The sequence below is a fragment of the Microbacterium xylanilyticum genome, assembly GCF_054654695.1.
Window position 1 is genome coordinate 2,871,827 of sequence record NZ_BAAIEN010000002.1, and the last position, 19,121, is coordinate 2,890,947.

At 70.7% G+C, this 19,121-nt stretch carries 17 protein-coding genes; 7 read left to right on the top strand and 10 right to left on the bottom strand.

Annotation, left to right across the window (positions count from 1 at the left end; all coding sequences use genetic code 11):
• Positions 1-125: 125 nt before the first annotated feature.
• From ACYQ1L_RS14380 to ACYQ1L_RS14390, 3 genes are all read left to right on the top strand, one after another.
• Positions 126-1,265: an NAD(P)/FAD-dependent oxidoreductase gene (locus ACYQ1L_RS14380; protein ID WP_460004758.1), complete on the top strand. Its 1,140-nt coding sequence runs from the start codon at positions 126-128 to the stop codon at positions 1,263-1,265.
• A gap of 109 nt (positions 1,266-1,374) precedes the next feature.
• On the top strand, positions 1,375-2,178 hold the full coding sequence (locus ACYQ1L_RS14385; protein ID WP_460005833.1) for an IclR family transcriptional regulator: 804 nt from the start codon (positions 1,375-1,377) through the stop codon (positions 2,176-2,178).
• Between the two features lie 50 nt (positions 2,179-2,228).
• Positions 2,229-3,701 (top strand): glycosyltransferase family 39 protein, encoded by a 1,473-nt coding sequence (locus ACYQ1L_RS14390; protein WP_460004759.1) that lies wholly within the window; start codon positions 2,229-2,231, stop codon positions 3,699-3,701.
• A gap of 12 nt (positions 3,702-3,713) precedes the next feature.
• On the opposite strand, the gene ACYQ1L_RS14395 is transcribed toward ACYQ1L_RS14390, so the two are convergent.
• Positions 3,714-4,499 carry a helix-turn-helix transcriptional regulator gene (locus tag ACYQ1L_RS14395; protein ID WP_460004760.1) on the bottom strand — a complete coding sequence of 262 codons (786 nt, stop codon included), beginning with the start codon at positions 4,497-4,499 and terminating at the stop codon, positions 3,714-3,716.
• 85 nt (positions 4,500-4,584) lie between these two features.
• Between ACYQ1L_RS14395 and ilvD the strand changes: the two genes are divergently transcribed.
• Entirely contained in the window at positions 4,585-6,441 is a 1,857-nt protein-coding gene (gene ilvD / locus ACYQ1L_RS14400; protein ID WP_460004761.1) for a dihydroxy-acid dehydratase, read from the top strand.
• 207 nt (positions 6,442-6,648) lie between these two features.
• Here the strand turns inward: ilvD and ACYQ1L_RS14405 are convergent, their stop codons facing one another.
• The 8 genes from ACYQ1L_RS14405 to ACYQ1L_RS14440 form a co-directional block, all read right to left on the bottom strand.
• Positions 6,649-7,317, bottom strand: coding sequence for an AroM family protein (locus ACYQ1L_RS14405; RefSeq protein ID WP_460004762.1), 669 nt, complete (start codon positions 7,315-7,317; stop codon positions 6,649-6,651).
• Complete coding sequence (locus ACYQ1L_RS14410; protein WP_460004763.1) at positions 7,314-8,183, bottom strand: ABC transporter ATP-binding protein; 870 nt, start codon at positions 8,181-8,183, stop codon at positions 7,314-7,316. Before ACYQ1L_RS14410 ends, ACYQ1L_RS14405 begins: the two co-directional genes overlap by 4 nt.
• Positions 8,180-9,016, bottom strand: coding sequence for an ABC transporter ATP-binding protein (locus ACYQ1L_RS14415; RefSeq protein WP_460004764.1), 837 nt, complete (start codon positions 9,014-9,016; stop codon positions 8,180-8,182). Before ACYQ1L_RS14415 ends, ACYQ1L_RS14410 begins: the two co-directional genes overlap by 4 nt.
• A gap of 1 nt (position 9,017) precedes the next feature.
• Complete coding sequence (locus ACYQ1L_RS14420) at positions 9,018-9,962, bottom strand: DUF1177 domain-containing protein (protein ID WP_460004765.1); 945 nt, start codon at positions 9,960-9,962, stop codon at positions 9,018-9,020.
• Between the two features lie 13 nt (positions 9,963-9,975).
• Positions 9,976-11,274, bottom strand: coding sequence for a M20 family metallopeptidase (locus tag ACYQ1L_RS14425; RefSeq protein WP_460004766.1), 1,299 nt, complete (start codon positions 11,272-11,274; stop codon positions 9,976-9,978).
• Between the two features lie 52 nt (positions 11,275-11,326).
• Positions 11,327-12,898: an ABC transporter substrate-binding protein gene (locus ACYQ1L_RS14430; RefSeq protein WP_460004767.1), complete on the bottom strand. Its 1,572-nt coding sequence runs from the start codon at positions 12,896-12,898 to the stop codon at positions 11,327-11,329.
• Between the two features lie 106 nt (positions 12,899-13,004).
• Entirely contained in the window at positions 13,005-13,880 is an 876-nt protein-coding gene (locus ACYQ1L_RS14435; RefSeq protein ID WP_460004768.1) for an ABC transporter permease, read from the bottom strand.
• On the bottom strand, positions 13,873-14,880 hold the full coding sequence (locus ACYQ1L_RS14440; RefSeq protein ID WP_460004769.1) for an ABC transporter permease: 1,008 nt from the start codon (positions 14,878-14,880) through the stop codon (positions 13,873-13,875). The genes ACYQ1L_RS14435 and ACYQ1L_RS14440 overlap by 8 nt, the downstream gene beginning before the upstream one ends.
• A 135-nt stretch (positions 14,881-15,015) precedes the next feature.
• On the opposite strand from ACYQ1L_RS14440, the gene ACYQ1L_RS14445 reads away from it, so the two are divergent.
• A complete protein-coding gene (locus tag ACYQ1L_RS14445) occupies positions 15,016-15,837 on the top strand; it encodes an IclR family transcriptional regulator (protein WP_460004770.1) in 822 nt (273 codons plus the stop codon).
• A gap of 11 nt (positions 15,838-15,848) precedes the next feature.
• Entirely contained in the window at positions 15,849-16,544 is a 696-nt protein-coding gene (pepE, locus tag ACYQ1L_RS14450; RefSeq protein WP_460004771.1) for a dipeptidase PepE, read from the top strand.
• Positions 16,545-16,551: 7 nt separating this feature from the next.
• On the opposite strand, the gene ACYQ1L_RS14455 is transcribed toward pepE, so the two are convergent.
• Positions 16,552-17,559: a LacI family DNA-binding transcriptional regulator gene (locus tag ACYQ1L_RS14455; RefSeq protein ID WP_460004772.1), complete on the bottom strand. Its 1,008-nt coding sequence runs from the start codon at positions 17,557-17,559 to the stop codon at positions 16,552-16,554.
• 113 nt (positions 17,560-17,672) lie between these two features.
• Between ACYQ1L_RS14455 and ACYQ1L_RS14460 the strand changes: the two genes are divergently transcribed.
• Positions 17,673-19,118: a purine-cytosine permease family protein gene (locus ACYQ1L_RS14460; RefSeq protein ID WP_460004773.1), complete on the top strand. Its 1,446-nt coding sequence runs from the start codon at positions 17,673-17,675 to the stop codon at positions 19,116-19,118.
• Positions 19,119-19,121: the final 3 nt, after the last annotated feature.

Below are 19,121 nucleotides of genomic sequence, written 5' to 3' on the forward strand. Positions count from 1 at the left end.
TCGACGAGAACCCTTGACCGAGGGTCCGGCCGGAGATTACGCTCGACTGCGTATGGGACCGGTATCACGTTGAATCGGCCCTGACAGCGCGGTCGCTCGGCGTCCGCAGGCACCGGAGGAGAGCCATGACCGATCCGCATCCCGCCCACGTCGTGATCCTGGGCGGTGGCATCTTCGGCACCTCGGCGGGAGTCCAGCTGGCGCGCCGCGGTGTGCGGGTGACCCTGGTGACGGAGGACCGCCTCGCCAGCGGCGCCTCCGGGCGTTCCCTGGCCTGGCTCAACGCGGCCTGGAACTGGCCGGCGCCGTACTACGCGATCCGCATGGCGGGCATCGACCGCTGGCGCACCTGGGCGGCGCAGCACGCCGATGCTCACCGCTATCTGCGGTTCACGGGCGGACTGATGTGGGCCGACGAGGAGGACGGCGAATCCCTCCGTGACCTCTTCGAGACGGAGCGCGCCCGCGGCTACGACGCGCAGTGGGTGGATCGCGACCGCATCGCGCAGGTCGAGCCGGGCGTGGATCCCGCCGCCGTGGCGGCAGAGGGCGCCATCTTCAACCCGGGCGAGGGCTGGGTCGACCTGCCGTCGGTCATCGCGCTGCTGGCCGAGGAGATCACCGCATGCGGCGGATCGATCGTGCAGGGCGCCGGGGCGACCCAGCCCGTGATCGAGGACGGGCGCGCGGTGGGCGCGCGCACGGCCGGCGGCGAGGTGGTGCACGGCGACGCCGTGCTGCTCGCCACGGGGCCCTCGGTGCCGGGACAGCTCGCCGCGCTCGGCGTCGACATCGGCACCTCGAGCCCGCCCGCCTTCGTCGCCTTCACGCACCCCGTGGACAGCCCGCTGACGGCGACGCTGAACACGCCGCATGTGGCGATCCGCCGCACCGTCGACGGGGGCCTGGCTATGGACTCGGGCTGGTCGGAGCGCTCGATCGAGGTCGGCGAGGACGGTGCGCTGCACATCGCGGAGGACGTGATCGCCCGGCTTCTCGACGAGGCGCGCCGCGTGCTGACCGGGCACCCGCAGCTGACGGTCGCCCGGGTCGGATCCGGCTACAAGCCCGTCCCCGCAGACGGCGAGCCGGTCTACGGGGCGATCCGCGAGGTGCCTGGTCTGTACGTGGCGTTCAGCCACAGCGGCGCCACCCAGGGACTGATCGCCGGAGAGCTCGTCGCCGAGGAGATCGCCACCGGGTTCGTGTCACCGCTGCTGACCGCGTTCCGCGCCGACCGCTTCTCCGGCCCCGCCCAAGGGTGACTCCGCACCCGTGCACGAGTGACGGCGCCCGCAGACGACGGACATCCGACATCCGGATCCGCGACGGGCGTGGGATCCTGGGTGCGTGACACCCGACCGCGACGCCGCTGTGAGGGCGCATGCGCGCCCCGCCGCGGTCGATGATCGGCCTCAAGTCCCAGCCGCGGATCACACGCTGCGGATCCTGCGCTTCCTCGCGCGCCGCGCGGGCCCGGTCGCCGCCTCGGCCCTGGCCCGCGAACTGGAGATCCCGCGATCGACGGTGTACCACCTGCTGGCCACGCTCGAGGCGCACGGCTTCGTCGTGCACCTGCCGCAGGAGCGCCGCTGGGGCCTCGGCACGAGCGCCTTCGAGCTCGCCGGCGGCTACGCCCGGCAGGAGCCGCTCGCCCGTCTCGGGCGTCCCCTGCTGGCGGCCCTCGCCGACAGGCTCGGCGAGAGCGCGCATCTCGCCGTGATGACGGGCCGCGACGTGCTCTACATCGTCGAGGAGCGCGCACTGCGCCGCCCCGCACTGATCACCGACGTCGGCGTACGGCTGCCCGCGCACCTCACCGCGACCGGCCGCGCCATGCTCGCCGCGCTCCCCCGCGAGCAGGTGCGCGCCCTGTACCCGGACGCCACCGCGTTCGCCCAGCGCACCGGCGGAGGGCCGACCCGGCCGCGCGAGCTGAACGAGCTGCTGCGCGAGGTTCGCCGCGACGGCGTCGCCCGGGAGGACGGCGAGATCACCGCCGGCTTCCGCTCGGTCGGGATCGCCGTGCGCGACCACGTGGACTGGCCCGTCGCGGCCGTCGCCATGACCTGGGCCGACGACGCACCCGTGGACGAGAGCGCGATCGTCGCGGCCGTGTCCGACACGGCGCGGCAGCTGCAGCGTCGGCTGGGGTACACCGCCCGCACCGGGCCCTGATCGCCGCGCCCGCTCGGCGCGCGCAAAGGAGAGCATCGCAGGATCGACCCGTGCAGACGTCGACCGATCATGCGCCGCTGCGCAGCGCGGCCCTCATCGCCGGTCTCGTGGGTCTGCTCGCCGGCGTCTGCGGATCCTGGATCCCGTCGTTCTGGGGAGACGAGGCGGCGAGCGTCATGTCCGCCTCCCGCACCTGGCCGGAGCTGTGGCGGATGCTGCAGACCGTCGACGGGGTGCACGGCGCGTACTATGCCTTCCTGCACGTGTGGATCGGCCTGTTCGGCGCGAGCGAGTTCTCCGTGCGGCTCCCCAGCGCGATCGCGGCCGGGTTCCTCGCCGCCGGCACCGCGGTCCTCGCCGGTCGGTTCTCCGGGCCTCGTCTCGCCCTCGGGGCCGGCCTCATCGCGGCACTGCTGCCGCGCACGGCGGTCATGGCGGCCGAGGCCCGCTCCTATGCGATCAGCACCGCGATCGCGGTCTGGCTGACCGCGCTGCTGCTGGCGCTGCTGGAGCGCCGGCGGACGTCGTGGCTGTGGGCCGCATACGCCTTCGGAATGGCCGCCGCGGTCTACGTCTTCCTGTACCTGGCGCTCCTGGTCGTCGTGCACGGCGTGTTCGTGCTCTGGATCCATCTCGAGCGGATGCGGATCTGGACTGCCTGGTCCGCCTTCGGGGTGCTGCTGGCGGTGCCGATCATGCTGCTGGCCGCCTCCGAGCGGAACCAGATCGGGTTCCTGTTCCACCGCGACTACATCACGCCCGAGAACGTGCTCGCCCTGCAGTGGTTCGATCCGGTGACCGCGTGGCCGTGCGGAGCGCTCATCGCGATCGGGGCGGTCGCGGCGTTCCGTGGACGCCGCGAAGACGCCGGCAGAGCACGGCTGGCGCTGCTCGCCGGCCTCTGGCTCGTGCTGCCGACCGTGTCGACCCTGATCGCGAGCGCGGTCCTCGCACCGATGTACACGGTGCGCTACCTGTCGTTCTGCACGCCGGCGGCCGCGGTGCTCGTCGCCCTCGGCGTGCAGGCGACGGCGGCGTGGGCGGCGAAGCGACTTCCGATGCACGCGTCCGTGCTGGGCGCGGTGCTGCTGACGGCCGTGCTCGCCGGGTTCCTGCCGAATCTCGTGGTGCAGCGCGGTCCGTACGCGAAAGACGACAGCGACTGGCGCCAGGCGGCCGCCTACCTGCAGACGCACGCCGCACCGGGCGATGCCGTGGTCTACGACGATCGTCCCAAGGATTCCGAGGAGCCGCGGCTGATCGCGGCGGTGTACCCCTCCGGCGTCGCAGGACTGCGGGATCCGGCTCTGGTCGCCTCGTTCCGGGCACGCCCGGGCCTGTGGGACGAGACGCGCCCCAACACCGAGCTCACCGCGGCCGACCTCGGCCCGACGGTCTGGGCCGTGGAACGGGGCCCCGCCGCCGATGTCTCGCCCGACGTGCGGCACCTCGAATCCCTCGGCTACCGGATCCGCTCGGCGCACCGGCTCAACGTGACGACCGTGCTGCGCATGACCCGCTGACGCCCCGGCGGCTCAGACCGGCACGTACATCACCACGGCCAGGCCCGGGGCGTCCGAGGGGACCAGGCTGTGGTGCTCGAACTCCAGCCGGCCGTCGTCGGGGTGCAGGAACACCCGGCGGCGCGAGGCGAAGCGCTCCACCGCGTGCTCCGCCCACTGGGTGCGGAAGTCGTCGCTCGCCCCGAGGAGCCGGTCGATGAGGGCGCGGTGCCGGTCCGATCCCAGCCGCACGCCCGACTCCGCCCGGAACTCGGCGAGGAAGCGGCGGCTCTCCTGGTCCCAGTCGGGGAGCATGCGGCGCAGCCGCGGATCCGTGTAGATCAGCCAGAGCAGGTTGCGCTCGGCGGGATCCACGGATCCGATCGGCGCGTACAGTCGGGCGTAGGGGGCGTTCCAGCCGACGATCGCCCAGTCGCTCGCCACCACGAACGCCGGGAAGCCCAGCGCGTCGACGAGCCGCTGCAGGTGCTCCGGGATCCGCTCCGCCTCCTCGGCGGCGGAATCCTCCTCGGGTCCGGCGAGCCGCACCACGTAGTCCGTCTCCGCAGGGCTCAGCTGCAGCACGCGGGCGACCGCACCCAGCACCTGCCGGGAGACGCCGATGTCGCGGCCCTGCTCGAGCCAGGTGAACCAGCTGGCGCTGACACCGGCGAGCGCGGCGACCTCCTCGCGGCTCAGGCCGATGTCGCCGCGCCGGGAGGCCCGCGGCAGACCGAGTGCGGAACGGCTCGCGGCACGCCGCCGGGAGGCGAGGAACTCCCCGAGCTGCTCGCGGCGCGGCGTACGTGGACGGATCATGCGAAAACAGTACTCCGAGTACTAGTACAAACCCTCCTCGCCCCGGGGCTCGGCAGAATCCCGCAGCGGGGCCACAATGGTCCCCATGGTCGCTTATCGCTCTCGCACGGTCACCCACGGACGCAACATGGCCGGCGCCCGCGCCCTCTTCCGCGCCGCCGGCGTGAACGGCGCCGATCTCGGTCGCAAGCCGATCATCGCCGTCGCCAACTCGTTCACCGAGTTCGTGCCCGGGCACACCCACCTCGCCCCCGTCGGCCGGATCGTCTCCGACGCGATCACCGAGGCCGGCGGCATCCCGCGCGAGTTCAACACGATCGCCGTCGACGACGGCATCGCCATGGGCCACGGCGGCATGCTCTACTCGCTCCCCTCGCGCGACCTCATCGCCGACTCCGTCGAGTACATGGTCAACGCGCACTGCGCCGACGCCCTGGTCTGCATCTCGAACTGCGACAAGATCACCCCCGGCATGCTCCTCGCCGCGCTCCGCCTGAACATCCCCACGGTGTTCGTCTCCGGCGGTCCGATGGAGGCCGGCCGCGCCACCCTCGTCGACGGCACCGTGCGCTCGCTCGACCTCGTCGACGCGATCAGCGACGCCGTGAACGAGAAGATCTCCGACGCCGACATCCTGCGCATCGAGGAGTCGGCCTGCCCGACCTGCGGCTCCTGCTCGGGCATGTTCACCGCGAACTCGATGAACTGCCTCACCGAGGCGATCGGCCTGTCGCTCCCCGGGAACGGCTCGGTGCTCGCCACCCACACCGCCCGCCGCGCGCTCTACGAGAAGGCCGGCGCGCTCGTCGTCGAGAACGCCAAGCGCTACTACGAGGGCGACGACGACAGCGTGCTCCCCAAGAGCATCGCGACCGAGGCCGCGTTCAGCAACGCGATGGCGCTGGACATCGCCATGGGCGGATCCACCAACACGATCCTGCACCTGCTCGCCGCCGCGCACGAGGCAGGCGTGGACTTCGGCCTCGCCGCGATCGACGCGATCTCGCGCCGCGTGCCGTGCCTCGCGAAGGTCGCCCCGAACTCCGCGGGCGGAAAGACGTACTACATGGAGGACGTGCACCGCGCGGGCGGCATCCCCGCCCTGCTCGGCGAGCTGCGCCGCGGCGGCCTGCTCGACGACAGTGTGCACACCGTGCACGCTGCCACGCTCGGCGAGTGGCTGGACGAGTGGGACATCCGTGGCGGATCCGCCTCGGCCGAGTCCGAGGACCTGTGGCACGCAGCCCCGGGCGGACGCCGCTCGTCCACCGCGTTCTCGCAGTCCGAGCGCTGGGCCTCGCTCGACACCGATGCCGAGACCGGCTGCATCCGCGACATCGCGCACGCGTACTCGAAGGACGGCGGCCTGGGCGTGCTGCACGGCAACATCGCCGAGAACGGCGCCGTCGTGAAGACCGCGGGCGTGGACGAGTCGATCTGGACGTTCTCCGGCCCCGCGGTGGTGTGCGAGTCGCAGGACGAGGCCGTCGAGAAGATCCTGAACAAGCAGGTGAAGGAGGGCGACGTCGTCGTCATCCGCTACGAGGGCCCCAAGGGCGGCCCCGGCATGCAGGAGATGCTCTACCCGACGTCGTTCCTGAAGGGCCGCGGGCTGGGCAAGGCCTGCGCGCTGATCACCGACGGCCGTTTCTCCGGCGGCACCTCGGGCCTGTCCATCGGCCACATCTCGCCCGAGGCGGCCGCCGGCGGCATGATCGCGCTCGTCGAGGATGGCGACATCATCTCGATCGACATCCCCACCCGAAAGCTCGAGCTCGAGGTGCCGTGGGAGGAGCTGGAGCGTCGCCGCGAGCAGCTCGAGGCCAATGGCGGCTACCGCCCGAAGAACCGCGTCCGCGAGGTCAGCCCCGCGCTGCGCGCGTACGCGCACTTCGCCCAGTCCGCCGACAAGGGCGCGATCCGCATCGTCCCGGAGCTCTGATCTCCCCACCGGTCGTTGAGCGACGACGCCGCAGGCGTTTCGTCACGCGGGGCCTCGCGCTGAGCGAGCGGAGCGAGTCGAAGCGTCGCTCAACGGCCGAGATCCAACCGATCGTTGAGCGAGGAAGAGCGCAGCGACGACCGAGACGAAAACGCGGCTTTCTACGGGAGGCCGCGTTTCGTCATCTTTCGACCGGACTATCCCGGCTCAGACGGCTTCTGCCACCAGCCGCGCGGCCAGCGTGCGCGCGAGCAGCACCCTGGCGGATCCGGATCCGGCGACGAGCGCCCGCATGCGCTCGGAGTAGCCGATGCAGTCGAGGAAGATCCACTCGACGCCCTGCGCGCGCAGCGCCTCCCCGGCCTGGACGAAGACCTCGTCCGAGGCGGTGTACGGATCCGCGACGGCGACCGCCGCATGCAGGCCGTGGTCGTCCCGCCAGCGCTCGACGATCGGGCCCGCCTGCTCGGGCTCGGGCACGATCACGCCGAGCCGCCCATCGCCGATGAGCGCGGCGGCGGCACCCCGCCCCAGCTGCTCGGCGGTGTACAGCGGCACGGCGGCCGTGAGCCCGGGCAGATGCCCCGTGCACAGCAGCAGCACGGCGCCGGCGCCGTCCGCGACGACGCGGTCGATCGCGGCCTGCACGAGGGGCAGCATGCGCTCCTCGCTGAGCACGGCCATGCCGCCGTCGCGGAGCCGGGACACGAGCACCTTCTCCCCCTCGGCCGGCGCCAGCGCGGCGATGCCCTCGTCGTCGAGCTCGTCCAGAGCGCCGCGCTCGACGAGCTCGACCCCCGCGAGCAGCGGGGCGATGTCGGGGGTGACGTCGACGCGCGGCGCCTGTCCGATCGTGACCAGCCCGAGCACGCTCATGCCTCGCCTGCGGTGTCGGCGCCGACCGGCGCCGCGAGGCCCGCCTCGATCACGGCCCGGCGCAGGGCCCGGTCCTCGTGCGCGTCCGGATCCGGAACCGGCACGGCGGCGAGCAGCGCCTTCGTGTAGGGATCCTTCGGAGCCGCGAGCACGTCGGCGCACATCCCCGCCTCGACCACCCGTCCCTTGTTCATCACGATCACGTCGTCGGCCATGAACTCGACCACGGCGATGTCGTGCGAGATGAACAGGTAGCTGAGACCGAGTTCGTCTTGCAGATCCTTCATGAGATTCAGCACCTGAGCCTGCACCGACACATCCAGCGCGGAGACCGGCTCGTCGCACACGACGAGCCGGGGCTTGAGCATGAGCGCACGGGCGATGCCGATGCGCTGACGCTGACCGCCGGAGAACTCGTGCGGGTAGCGATCGGCATGCGTGGCGTCGAGACCGACGAGCTCGAGCATCTCGCACACCCTGGTCCGCTGCTGCGCCGGCGTGAGTCGCTCGCGCAGCCGGAGCGGCTCGGCGAGCAGCCGGCCGACGGTCCATCGCGGATCCAGGGAAGCGTAGGTGTCCTGGAACACGATCTGCATGTGCGCCCGCTGCGCCCGCATCTGCGCCGGGCTCAGCCGGAGCAGGTCAACCCCGTCGTACGCGACGCTGCCCGAGGTGGGCTCGGTCAGGCGCAGAACGCAGCGACCGGTCGTGGACTTCCCGGATCCGGATTCGCCGACGATCGCGAGCGTCGACCCCTCGTGCAGGTCGAAGTCGACGCCGTCGACCGCGCGGAACACCTCACCCTGACGTCCACCGCGCTGCGAATACTCCTTGACCAGTCCACGGACGCTCAGCAGAGCGCTCATCCGAACACCTCCTCGGGCAGGGTGGGCAGGCGCCGCTCCCCCGCATTGCGCGCGGGCATCGACTCGAGCAGCGCCCGCGTGTACGGGTGCTGCGGCGCGTGGAAGATCTCGCGGACACCGCCGGTCTCCAGGATCCGGCCGTGCCTCATCACGGCGACCCGTTGACAGGCCTCGGCGACGACGCCGAGGTCGTGGGTGACGAGCAGCACAGCGGTGCCGTGGCTCTCCTGCAGCTGCAGGATGAGGTCGAGGATCTGCGCCTGGGTCGTGACGTCGAGCGCCGTGGTCGGCTCGTCGGCGATGAGCAGATCGGGCTCGCAGGACATCGCGATCGCGATCATCACCCGCTGGCGCATGCCGCCGGAGAGATGGTGCGGGTACGACGCCGCGACCTGTGCCGAGCGCTCAATGCCGACCATCTCCAGCAGCTCGATGGCGCGGTCTTCCGCAGCCTTCCGGCTCAGCCCGAGGTGCCGCCGCAGCGGCTCCCGGATCTGGAAGCCGACCGTGAACGCCGGGTTCAGCGCGGTCATCGGCTCCTGGAAGATCGTGCCGATCCGGTTGCCGCGGATCCGCCGTATGCCCTTCGCGCCAATCCTCGCCATGTCCTCGCCGTCGAACAGGATCCGCCCGCCGTCCATCCGCACCGCGCGAGTCGGCAGCAGCCGGATGATAGACATCGCCGTCAGGCTCTTGCCCGACCCGGACTCGCCGACCAGCCCCAGGGTCTCCCCGCGAGCGATCTCGAAGCCGATCCCGTCCACGGGGAAGGAGGTCCCGCGGCGAGCGTCCACCCGCACCCGGAGGTCCTCGACGCGAAGCAGCGCGGACATGTCAGGCCTCGACGTTCCCGAGCGTCTGCAGGTGACCGGCGCTGCCGTACAGCGACGTCAGCCGGGCGAACTGCTCCTCGTCGAAGAACGACAGGCTGCCGGCGCCGAAGTACTTCGCCGTCTCCACGGCGAAGCGGGCGGCGAGCTCGATGTCGACCTCGTGGCTCGCACCCGTCGCGCATCCGGCCACGGGGACCGCCGTCGTGATCGCGACACCCACGACCGGAGCGGTCGTGGCGACCGCCGGCTGCAGGATCGAGTTGAGGTGGTGCAGGTCGTTGCCGTAGGGGGTGATGTCCTGCGTGGCGAGCGGGAAGACCACGGCGGATCGCCCGGTCACCGTCTCGGCGACGCCCACGAGGTCCTCACTGGGCCGGAGGATGTACCCCTCCTTCACGGTCGGCGAGATCGCAATACCGCGGTGGTTGATGGTGCGGTTGCCCTTGGTGGTGTCGATGGACAGCACGGCCTCCATCGACTCCTCGACCTCGTGTCGGTTCATCGTGAGGATGTCGACCGGCGAGTCCATGAACGGCACCGGGTCGTGAGGCTGCGTGGGCGCCCATCCGGTGACGTGCGTGGTGACGACCACGTCGCCCGGGAGCACGTCTCCGCGACCCGCCATCTGCAGCAGCTTCGCGGCGGCGGCGAGCGCCGCGGCCGCGCCGTCCCCGTCGGAGACGTAGCCGATCAGTTCGGGACGTGCGCCGACGCCGCCGAGCCGCCCGATGATGCCCAGGGTGCGTGCGGATCCGCCCGTGGAGCGTCCCGCGGAGCCCGGCAGGAAGACGCGCACGAAGTCCGTGGCGCCCTTGTCCCCCTCGACCCGGTTCACGGTGATCTCCGCACCGGGAGCCTCGAAGGAGCGCAGGTGCGCGGCGAGCACCTCGCCGGAGGTGCCGGGCGAGTCGAGAAGGTCGACGACGGTCAGAACGTGGTTCAGCATGGGTTGGTCTCTCTCAGAGTGCGGGACGGTCGGCGTCGTCGCGCAGGCCCAAATAGCGCAGGGCCGTGATCGCGTACACCTTGGCGGCGAGCACCACGTCGCTGGCGAGGGCGCGCTCGTCGAAGCTGTGGATGGTCTTGAGGTCGGCGGGGCCGTACTGCAGCACCGGGATGCCGTGGCTGCGGAAGGTGCGCGCGTCCGAGGACGCCCACTGCAGCACGCCCTGGGCCTCGGGATCGGAGAGCTCGCGGAGCGCCCCGACCAGGGTCTCGACGATCGAATCCGTCGGGGCGGTCCAGTTCGGCTCGCTCATGAACCCGATGGGCTCGATCTCGGCGTCGATGCCCTCCTCGGCGAGGATCTCCTTCGCGCGCTGCAGCACCTGGGCGCGGCTGAGGCCGATCGGCACGCGCGTGTCGAACTCGATCACGCAGGTGTCGGCGACGACATTGGTCGAGGTGCCCCCGTGGATCGTGCCCACGTTGATCGTGACGTGCTCGAACACCTGGGCGACCTCGGGAGCGTAGCCTTCGCGCTGCACCGCGAAGCGCTGCGAGTCGGCGATGAGCTCCTTGAGCTCCTCGGGGGCGTCCGGCACCATGTCCCAGAGCCGCTGCAGAGCGAGGATCGCCTTCGCCCCGAGCAGGTTGGCACTCACGCCGTGCACGGGCTGCAGGCTGCCGTGGCCTGGGATGCCCCGCACGGTCAGCCGGAACCAGTTGCTGCCCTTCTGCCCGATCGTGGGGTGGTCGCGCTCGGCGGGCTCGGCGATCACGCCGCCGGTCGCGCCGTCCAGCACGCCCTGGCCGAGCAGCCAGTCGGCGCCGAGGCGCCCGCCGGTCTCCTCGTCGGGCACGGCCGCGAGCGAGATCCGGCCGCGCAGCGGCACGCCGAGACGGTGCAGCAGGCGGTACACGTGGATGAGGCCGGCCAGGCCCGCCTTCATGTCGCTGGCGCCGCGCCCGCGGAGCCAGCCGTCCACGACATCGCCCGCGGTGGGCGGGAAGGTCCACCGCGAGACGTCCCCGATGGGGACGACGTCGCTGTGACCGGCGAAGACCAGGTGGCGGTCCTCCCCCTTCTCGCCGCGATGCGCGACCACGCTGATGCGCCCCTGACCGGCATCGAAGAGCTCAGGATCCATGCCCTCATCGCGCAACAGCCCGGCGATCACGTCCGCGATCTCGGTGCAGTCCCCCGGCGGGTTCTCGCTCGGGGTCCGGATGAGCAGCCCGGCCAGGGCCAGCAGCTCGTCCTGCGACTCCTCGACAGCGGCGAGGAGCCGCTGCTCCCACTCGGCGATGACGGTCATGGATGCGTCTCTCTTTCTCACTGTGCTCTCGATGCCGGTCAGGGACGGCGGCTCAGGACTTCTTGCTGAGCTGGAAGAACCGGATCAGGCCGTCCGGGTACGAGGTGTACCCCTCGACGTCGCTGCGCTCGGCGACCGCGATGTTGTACTCGTACAGGTAGCCCCAGGGCGCGTCCTCGTCGATCTGGTCCTGCATCGTGGCGTACAGCGCGTTGCGCTTGGCGGCGTCGGGCTCGGTCGCGGCCTGCTGCCAGGCGCTGTCGACCTCCGGGTTGCTGTAGTTCATGTAGTTGCTCGACCCGGACGACGTCATCAGCAGGCCGAGGTGGTAGCCGGGGTCGTTCACGAACGAGGTCCAGCGGCTGATGTAGGACTGCACGTTCTTGCCGGCCAGCGCCTCCAGGAACTGGGCGCGCGCCATGTTGTGGATGTTCATGGTGACGCCGATCTTGGCGAGCTCGGCCTGGATCAGCACCGCGTCGTCGTTCCAGTCCGGGAAGCCGGATCCGAGCGTGAAGTCGAACGAGAAGCCGTTCGGGTAGCCGGCCTCAGCGAGCAGCTTCTTGGCCTTGTCGAGGTCGTGCTCAGCCTTGTATCCCTTGTCCGAGAAGCCAGGGGTCGAACTGGCGACCGCGGAGCGCATCGGGCTCGCCTGGCCCTGCATGACGTCGGAGACGAGCTTGTCGTAGGGGATGGCGTACGTGATCGCCTGACGCACCTTGGGGTTGTCGAATGGAGCGATCTTGTTGTTCATCGCGAAGAACAGGATCTTGTTGCTCGGACGGGAGTCGACGACGACCCCGCCCTTGCCGTTCAGGCCCTTCAGATCCTTCGGCGCGATCTCCAGCGCCAGGTCGACCGACCCCTTCTGGATCAGCTGCAGGCGGTTGGACGCGTCCCCGACGAACTTCATGTTCACGGTACCGACGGCGGGCTTCTCACCCCAGTAGGACGCGGAGGCGGTCAGCTTGGCGGCGCTGGCCGGGTCGTAACTGTCGATCTTGTAAGGACCGGATCCGGCTGTGTTGGTGGCGAGCCAAGTGGGCCCACCGTTCTTGTCGACCTGGTCCATGTCGATGATCGAGAACGAGTACATCGGGATGATCTGCAGGAACAGGTGGTTCGGCGCCGTGAGGGTGATCACGACCGTGCTGTCATCCTTCGCGGTGACGGTGGCGATCCCAGCCATCTTGTAGAGGAAGCTCGCCGACGCGGAGGCCTTGATGTGCTCGTAGCTGCGGACGACGTCCTGGGCCGTGAGCTTCTTGCCGTCCTGGAAGGTGACGTCCTTGCGCAGCGTGAAGGTGTACGTGGTGTTGGCGGCGTCCACGTCCCACTTCTCCGCGATCATCGGCTTGATCGTGGCCGTGTCGGACACCTGCTTGCCGTTCTCGGTCTTGGTGCCGTACGTGACCAGCTGGTCGTAGGCGGCGAGCACCAGGGTGTCGCTCGTGCCGTCGTTCGCCTCGGCCGGGTCGAGCGTCTTGCCGCCCTCCGAGTAGGCGATCGTGAGCGTCTGGTTCGCGGAGCCGGTGGCGGTGCCGCCCTTGTTCGCGTTGGCGTTCGCGACGCAGCCGGCCGTGCTGAGCGTCAGGCCGGTGGCGAGGGCGATCGCAGCGACCATCCTCATCTTCTTCATGTCTTGGGTTGCCTTTCGTTGTGCTGTGGTGCGCGTCGTCGCGCGGAGTGGTGCCACGGGGACCGACGGCCTTGTGGGCGCCGGGCGCCCGCTATCGAGCGGAGGTGCGGAGCCGGGGGTCGAGCGTGTCGCGGAGGCCGTCGCCGAGGAGGTTGAAGGCGAGGATGGACGATGCGATCGCGAGACCGGGGAAGAACGTCATCCACCATTCCCCGGAGATGATGTAGCCGCGTCCGTCCGAGATCATCACGCCCCACTCGGCGAGCGGAGGCTGGGCGCCGAGGCCGATGAAGCTCAGCGCCGCGGCGGTGAGGATCGCGTACCCCATGCCGAGCGCGGAGCGCACCATGATAGGCGCCATGCCGTTGGGCAGGACGTGGCGGAACAGGATGATCCCGTCGCCCAGCCCGATCGCCCGTGACGCCTCGACGAACTCGCGCTCGCGCAGGGCGACGGTCTGGCCGTACATGATCCGCGCGAACTCGGGGATGCCGACTACGCCCACGGCGATCATGGCGGACCCGAGTCCGGGCCCGAGCGCCACGGCGAGTGCCATGGCGAGCAGCAGCGACGGGAAGGCCAGCAGCATGTCCATGATCCGCATCAGGATCATCCCGGTGGCGCCACGCACGTAGCCGGCGATCGCGCCGATCGGCAGGCCGATGACGAGCGACACGGCGACCGCGATGAGTCCGGTCCACAGCGACACCCGGGCGCCGGCGAGAACGCGGGCGAAGATGTCGCGGCCGAAGTTGTCGGTGCCGAACAGGTGCGCGCCGCTCGGCGGGGACAGCAGCGGGCCGACCCCGGTCTGGTTCGGGTCGTACGGCGAGGCGAACAGGGCGATCAGGCCGCCCAGCGTCCAGAACAGGATGATTGCGATGCCGGCGACGGCGGACGGGTTGCGCAGCAGGAGCGAGAGCGTCCCCGTGGCGGTCCGGCTCGGGCGGAGTCGTGTCTCAAGCATTGCGCACCTTCGGGTCGAAGATCCCCTGGGACAGGTCGACGAGCAGGTTCACGACGAGATAGACGATCGCCGCGACCAGAGTCATCGCCTGCACCGGGGCGTAGTCGTTGGCCTTGATCGACTCCGTCACGTAGCCGCCGATGCCGGGCCAGCTGAAGATCGTCTCGGTGATCACCGCGCCACCGAGCAGCTGCCCGAGTTCGAGGCCGATGATCGTCACGATCGACGGCGCCGCGTTCTTCAGCGCGTGGCCGCCGATGACGCGCGCGGGACTCATCCCCTTCGCCTCAGCGGTGCGGATGTAGTCCTGCCCCATCACCTCGAGCATCGCGGAACGGGTCATGCGGGAGATGATCGCGACGCCGCCGACCGAGAGCACCACGGCGGGCCAGATCAGGTGGCTGAAGGCGCTCGCGAACGCCACGCTGTCACCCGTGAGCAGGCTGTCGATCAGATAGAGCCCGGTCACGTGGGTGGGCGGGTTGACGTCGTCCGCGATGCGGCCGATCGGTGCGGGCTCCCAGCCCAGCGTTCCGAAGAACAGCGAGATCACGAGCAGGCCGAGCCAGAACAGCGGCATCGAGACACCGAGCAGCGAGATCACCCGGGTGAGGTGGTCCACCAGGCGGCCGCGCTTCATGGCGCTGAGGATGCCCAGCGGTACGCCGACGACGACGCCGAGGAACAGCGCGGCGAGCGCGAGCTCGACGGTGGCGGGGAACCGCGTGGCGAAGTCCTGTGCGACCGGGTGGCCGGTGTGCCATGCGTAGCCGAGATCGCCGTGCAGGAGTCCGACGAGATAGTCGCCGAACTGCTGCCAGACAGGCTTGTCCAGCCCCATCTGCTCGCGCAGCTTGTCCACGACGCTCTGGTCGGCGTTCTCCCCGGCCAGCGAACGGGCGGGATCGCCCGGCAGGACGCGGGTGATGAGGAAGATGAGGACGACGACACCGAGCAGCGTGGGGATCATCGCGAGCACACGACGCAGGGCGGCGGACATGGCTCTCCTCACTTCGATGGGGGGTGGATCGCGCCGAGCGGCACTTAGCGACCACTATCAGCGATGTGAAATACTTGTGCAACTCAATCTCACTATTTGATCCGCGCGCGCATCGCGGGTCGAAAGGACCTGCCGATGGACAAGGGATCCAGCTCCCGCCCCCCTCTGCAGACGGTCGACCGCGCCCTCTCGGTGCTGCTGTCTTTCACCGGCCGACGCGCGGAATGGGGCGTACTCGAGCTCGCCGAGGAATTCGACCTGGACAAGTCGACCGCGCAGCGCCTGCTCGCGACTCTTGCGGGACGCGGCTTCTTGTCCGCCGACCCGCACACCCGCCGGTACCGCCTGGGCCCGGCGCTGTGGCGGATCGCGTCGACCTGGGAGCGCCAGGGCGGCATGGCAGCGCTCGTCGAGCCCGTGCTCGCGATGCTCGCGGAGGAGACCTCGCGCACCGCCGTGTTCGCGATCGCCGACGGCGCACACGTTCGCGCCGTCGCGGCGGTAGAGGGCGGCGGGGTACCGATGCGCAACCATCCCCTGGTGGGCGAACTGTATCCCGCGCATGCCGGCGCCACGTCGCGCGCCTACTTCGCCTTCCTGTCCGCCGGGCAGCGCCAGGCCCTGATGTACTCCCTGCCGCTGGCTCGTTTCAACGACCTCACGATCAACGACGCCACCCTCATCGAGCAGGCCATGTCGGAGGCGGCCGCCGCGGGCTGGGCGTACTCGGACGGCGAGTACGATCTCGACACCCGGGCCGTCGCCGCGCCGGTGTTCGTCGCGGGGCGGCCGATCGGCTCCGTGAGCATCGGCGAGCACAAGAGCGAACGCCTCGGCGACATCCGGGCACACAAGGACGCCGTGCTGCGCACCGCGCACGCGATCGGTCAGCTCCTCTCCCTCCGCGCACCCGGCCCCGCGCCGGCCACCGATCCCGCCCGCGAAAGGACCTCATGAACCTGCTCCTGATGTCGAACTCATCCAACGCCGGATCCGGCTACCTCGAACACGCCTGGGAGGCGGTGCTCGACGCCCTCGGCGGTGCGGCGCGGCTCGTCTTCGTGCCCTATGCGCTCGCCGACCTGGACGGCTACACGGCCAAGGCCCGCGAGGCGTTCGCGGCCCACGGCGTCGAAGTCGTGGGTGTGCACGAATCCGGCGACCCCGTGGCCGCCATTGGCGAGGCTGCGGCCGTCTTCGCGGGCGGAGGGAACACCTTCCGGCTGCTGAAGACCGTGCGTGAGGCCGGGCTGTTGGAGCCTCTGCGCGCCCATGCGTCCGCCGGACGGCCGTACCTCGGTGCGAGCGCCGGGACCAATCTCGCGGCGGCGACCATCCGCACCACCAACGACATGCCGATCGTGGAGCCGGGGGGCTTCGACGCGCTCGGCCTCGTGCCGTTCCAGATCAACGCGCACTATCTCGATGCCGATCCAGCATCCACCCACGCGGGTGAGACCCGCGCTCAGCGCCTGGCGGAGTTCCACGAGGAGAACACCACGCCGGTGCTGGCGCTTCGCGAGGGCGCCTGGCTGCGGGTGCAGGGCGGACGGCGCACGATCGGCGGCAGCGCCGTGACCCCCGGTAGAGGCCCGGCACTGCTGTTCCGCCGCGGTTCCGCTCCGGTCGAGGTCGACGGCGACGTCACGGATCTGATCGGCTAAGCGCGGCTCACCCTTCCGTCGAGGCGCGCACGTTCAGCGTGCCGTGGGCGGGCGCGGGCACCTCGATCGCGAGCTCGGGCTCGAGCTGCTGCAACAGCGCAGCGGCCGCCTGGCGACCGAGCGCCTGCGGCTGCAGGTCGACGGCGGTGATCGTGGGGGCGGCACGCAGACGCTCCGCGTCGGAGCCGCACACGACCCGCACGTCCTGCGGCACGCGGACGCCGCGCTCGACGAGACGGTCCACCAGGGCGCGGGCGTGGTCGCTCGTCATGCAGTACACGCCGTCCGGCGGCTCGGGCAGAGCCAGCAGCGCATCGACCACGCCCGCCACCATGGGCGGGTCGGCGCGCTCCGGCAGGTGCCGCACGATCTGCTCCGCGGCGGGGATCCGCTCGCGGTAGCGCTGCTCGGTCGCGGTGTTCCACTCGATCGGATCCGTGCCGACCACGAGGGCGATGCGTGTCGCACCCGCTGCGGCGAGGTGTTCGAGAACGCGGTCGGTGATCAGCGCGGTGGCGATGTCGACGACGTGCGGATCTTCCGGATCCGCCGTGTCGGCGCCCACGAGCGTGTACGGCATGCCGCCGGCACGGAGGGCGGCGATGAGCGGGTCGCCCTCGACCGGGTCGGTCACGATGATGCCGTCGCACGCCCACGCCGTGGTGGGTGCGTTCGGCACGGTCGGGTCCGCGACGAGCATGAGCGCGTACCCCTGCGCGAGGGAGGTCAGCGCCGCCGCCCCGGCGAACCGCGGGAAGTAGTCGACGTCATCGATCTCCTGCGGCTCCGCGCCCACCGCGGGGCGCAGCACCAGCCCGATCACGCCCAGGCGGCTCCGGCGCAGCCCGCTCGCCACGACATCGGGGTGGTAGCCGAGTGCGGTGGCCGCCGCGCGCACGCGCGCCTGCGTGGCCGGGTTCACGACGCCGTTGCCGGAGAACGTGTGCGACACGGTGGTCACGGAGACGCCCGCCCGGCGGGCCACGTCGCGGATCGTGGAACGCTGTCTTCGCATGCCTGGATGATAAATTCGGGATCCCGCTTGTCCAAATCGTTTTGGATCTTTAGCGTTGCGTGTCGAGCGCGAACAAGGACGTCGCGCACCCGACCTTCCGCCCTGGAGAACCCATGTCGCAGACGACGCCCCTGGGGACCGACGCATCCCCGGCCCTCACCCATCCCGTGCCCACCGACAGCGCCGTGCGCGTCGAGACGCACGGCATCGACTACATCCCGAGCAGCGAAAGGCACGGCCGCGCCCGCGATCTGTTCGCGGTGTGGGCCGCCCCCAACGTGAACTTCCTCGCCGTGGTCATCGGCGCGACGCTCGTTCTGCTCGGACTGAACCTGTGGCAGGCCCTGCTGGCGATCGTGATCGGCAACCTCTTCTCGATCATCACGGGGATCGTCGCCGGATCCGGTCCCGCCGCGGGCGCGCCCAGCGAGGTGATCACCCGCGCGATGTACGGCATCACGGGCAACCGGTTCAACGTGGCGATCGCCGGCTGGCTGATCAGCGTCTGCTACCTCGCGATCAACTGGGCCGCCGCCACGACGGTCGCCGTCGGGCTCCTCAGCCGGCTCGGCGTCCCCTCGAACGGCTGGACCATCGCGATCAGCGCGATCGTGATCGCCGCCGCCACCATGGTGATCAGCGTGTACGGGCACGGGATGATCATGCGCCTGTACCAGCCGCTCGCGATCCTGCTCGCCGTGATCTTCGCGGTGATGGCGGTGTTCGTCGTCAGCGGTGCGAAGTGGAGCTACACCCCGGCAGCTCCCCTGCACGGCCTGGATCTGGTGGCGATGATGGCCGCCGGCATCGCCCTCGTCGCCTCCGGCCCGCTGTCGTACACGAACAGCGCCGATTTCGCCCGCTACCTGCCCGCGAGCACCCGCGTGCGCGACGTCGCCCTGTGGACCACGCTCGGCATGATCATCCCCGGCGTGCTGGCCACCTTCGTCGGCGTGCTGGCCGCCGGCGCGGTGGACATGTCGGATCCGGAGGCGGGACTGGAGAAGTTCCTGCCGGGCTGGTTCGCGCCGATCTTCCTCATCTCGGTGATCGTCGGCACGATCGCCAACAACGCGATGACGGCCTACAGCTCCGGCCTCGCGCTCCAGGCCGTGGGGATCCGCCTGCCCCGCTCGCGCACGGTGCTGCTGGACGGCACAGTGGGCGTGCTGATGACCCTGTTCGCCCTGCTCGTGTGGAACTTCCTGGACAGCGTCTCCAGCGCGCTGCAGCTCGCGGTGACCATCCTCGCGCCGGTGATGGGCGTGTACCTCGCCGACATGCTGTGGCGGCGCAACCGCTACGACGGCCCGGCCCTCGACGACGAAAGCCGCGGCAGCCGCTTCTGGTTCACCGGAGGCGTGCACGTCCCCGGTGCGGTCGCGGTGCTGGTCGGGATCGACGCCTCGCTGCTGTGCAGCGCGACGCTGGTCTTCACCGGACCGATCGCCGCGGCCATCGGCGGCATCGATCTCTCGGTTCCGGTCGGCCTGATCGTGCCCTTCGTCCTCTACCTCGTGCTGGTGCGCCGTTCGCCCCGCTCGCAGGCCTCCCTCTGATCG

Bases quoted from the DNA above. Each gene is read 5' to 3' on its own strand.
- ACYQ1L_RS14455 (WP_460004772.1), bottom strand. From the start codon at position 17,559: ATGCGAAGACAGCGTTCCACGATCCGCGACGTGGCCCGCCGGGCGGGC.
- ACYQ1L_RS14460 (WP_460004773.1), top strand. From the start codon at position 17,673: ATGTCGCAGACGACGCCCCTGGGGACCGACGCATCCCCGGCCCTCACC.
- ACYQ1L_RS14440 (WP_460004769.1), bottom strand. From the start codon at position 14,880: ATGTCCGCCGCCCTGCGTCGTGTGCTCGCGATGATCCCCACGCTGCTC.
- ACYQ1L_RS14435 (WP_460004768.1), bottom strand. From the start codon at position 13,880: ATGCTTGAGACACGACTCCGCCCGAGCCGGACCGCCACGGGGACGCTC.
- ACYQ1L_RS14425 (WP_460004766.1), bottom strand. From the start codon at position 11,274: ATGACCGTCATCGCCGAGTGGGAGCAGCGGCTCCTCGCCGCTGTCGAG.
- ACYQ1L_RS14405 (WP_460004762.1), bottom strand. From the start codon at position 7,317: ATGAGCGTGCTCGGGCTGGTCACGATCGGACAGGCGCCGCGCGTCGAC.
- ACYQ1L_RS14410 (WP_460004763.1), bottom strand. From the start codon at position 8,183: ATGAGCGCTCTGCTGAGCGTCCGTGGACTGGTCAAGGAGTATTCGCAG.
- ACYQ1L_RS14415 (WP_460004764.1), bottom strand. From the start codon at position 9,016: ATGTCCGCGCTGCTTCGCGTCGAGGACCTCCGGGTGCGGGTGGACGCT.
- ACYQ1L_RS14395 (WP_460004760.1), bottom strand. From the start codon at position 4,499: ATGATCCGTCCACGTACGCCGCGCCGCGAGCAGCTCGGGGAGTTCCTC.
- ACYQ1L_RS14380 (WP_460004758.1), top strand. From the start codon at position 126: ATGACCGATCCGCATCCCGCCCACGTCGTGATCCTGGGCGGTGGCATC.
- ACYQ1L_RS14430 (WP_460004767.1), bottom strand. From the start codon at position 12,898: ATGGTCGCTGCGATCGCCCTCGCCACCGGCCTGACGCTCAGCACGGCC.
- pepE (WP_460004771.1), top strand. From the start codon at position 15,849: ATGTCGAACTCATCCAACGCCGGATCCGGCTACCTCGAACACGCCTGG.
- ilvD (WP_460004761.1), top strand. From the start codon at position 4,585: ATGGTCGCTTATCGCTCTCGCACGGTCACCCACGGACGCAACATGGCC.
- ACYQ1L_RS14420 (WP_460004765.1), bottom strand. From the start codon at position 9,962: ATGCTGAACCACGTTCTGACCGTCGTCGACCTTCTCGACTCGCCCGGC.
- ACYQ1L_RS14445 (WP_460004770.1), top strand. From the start codon at position 15,016: ATGGACAAGGGATCCAGCTCCCGCCCCCCTCTGCAGACGGTCGACCGC.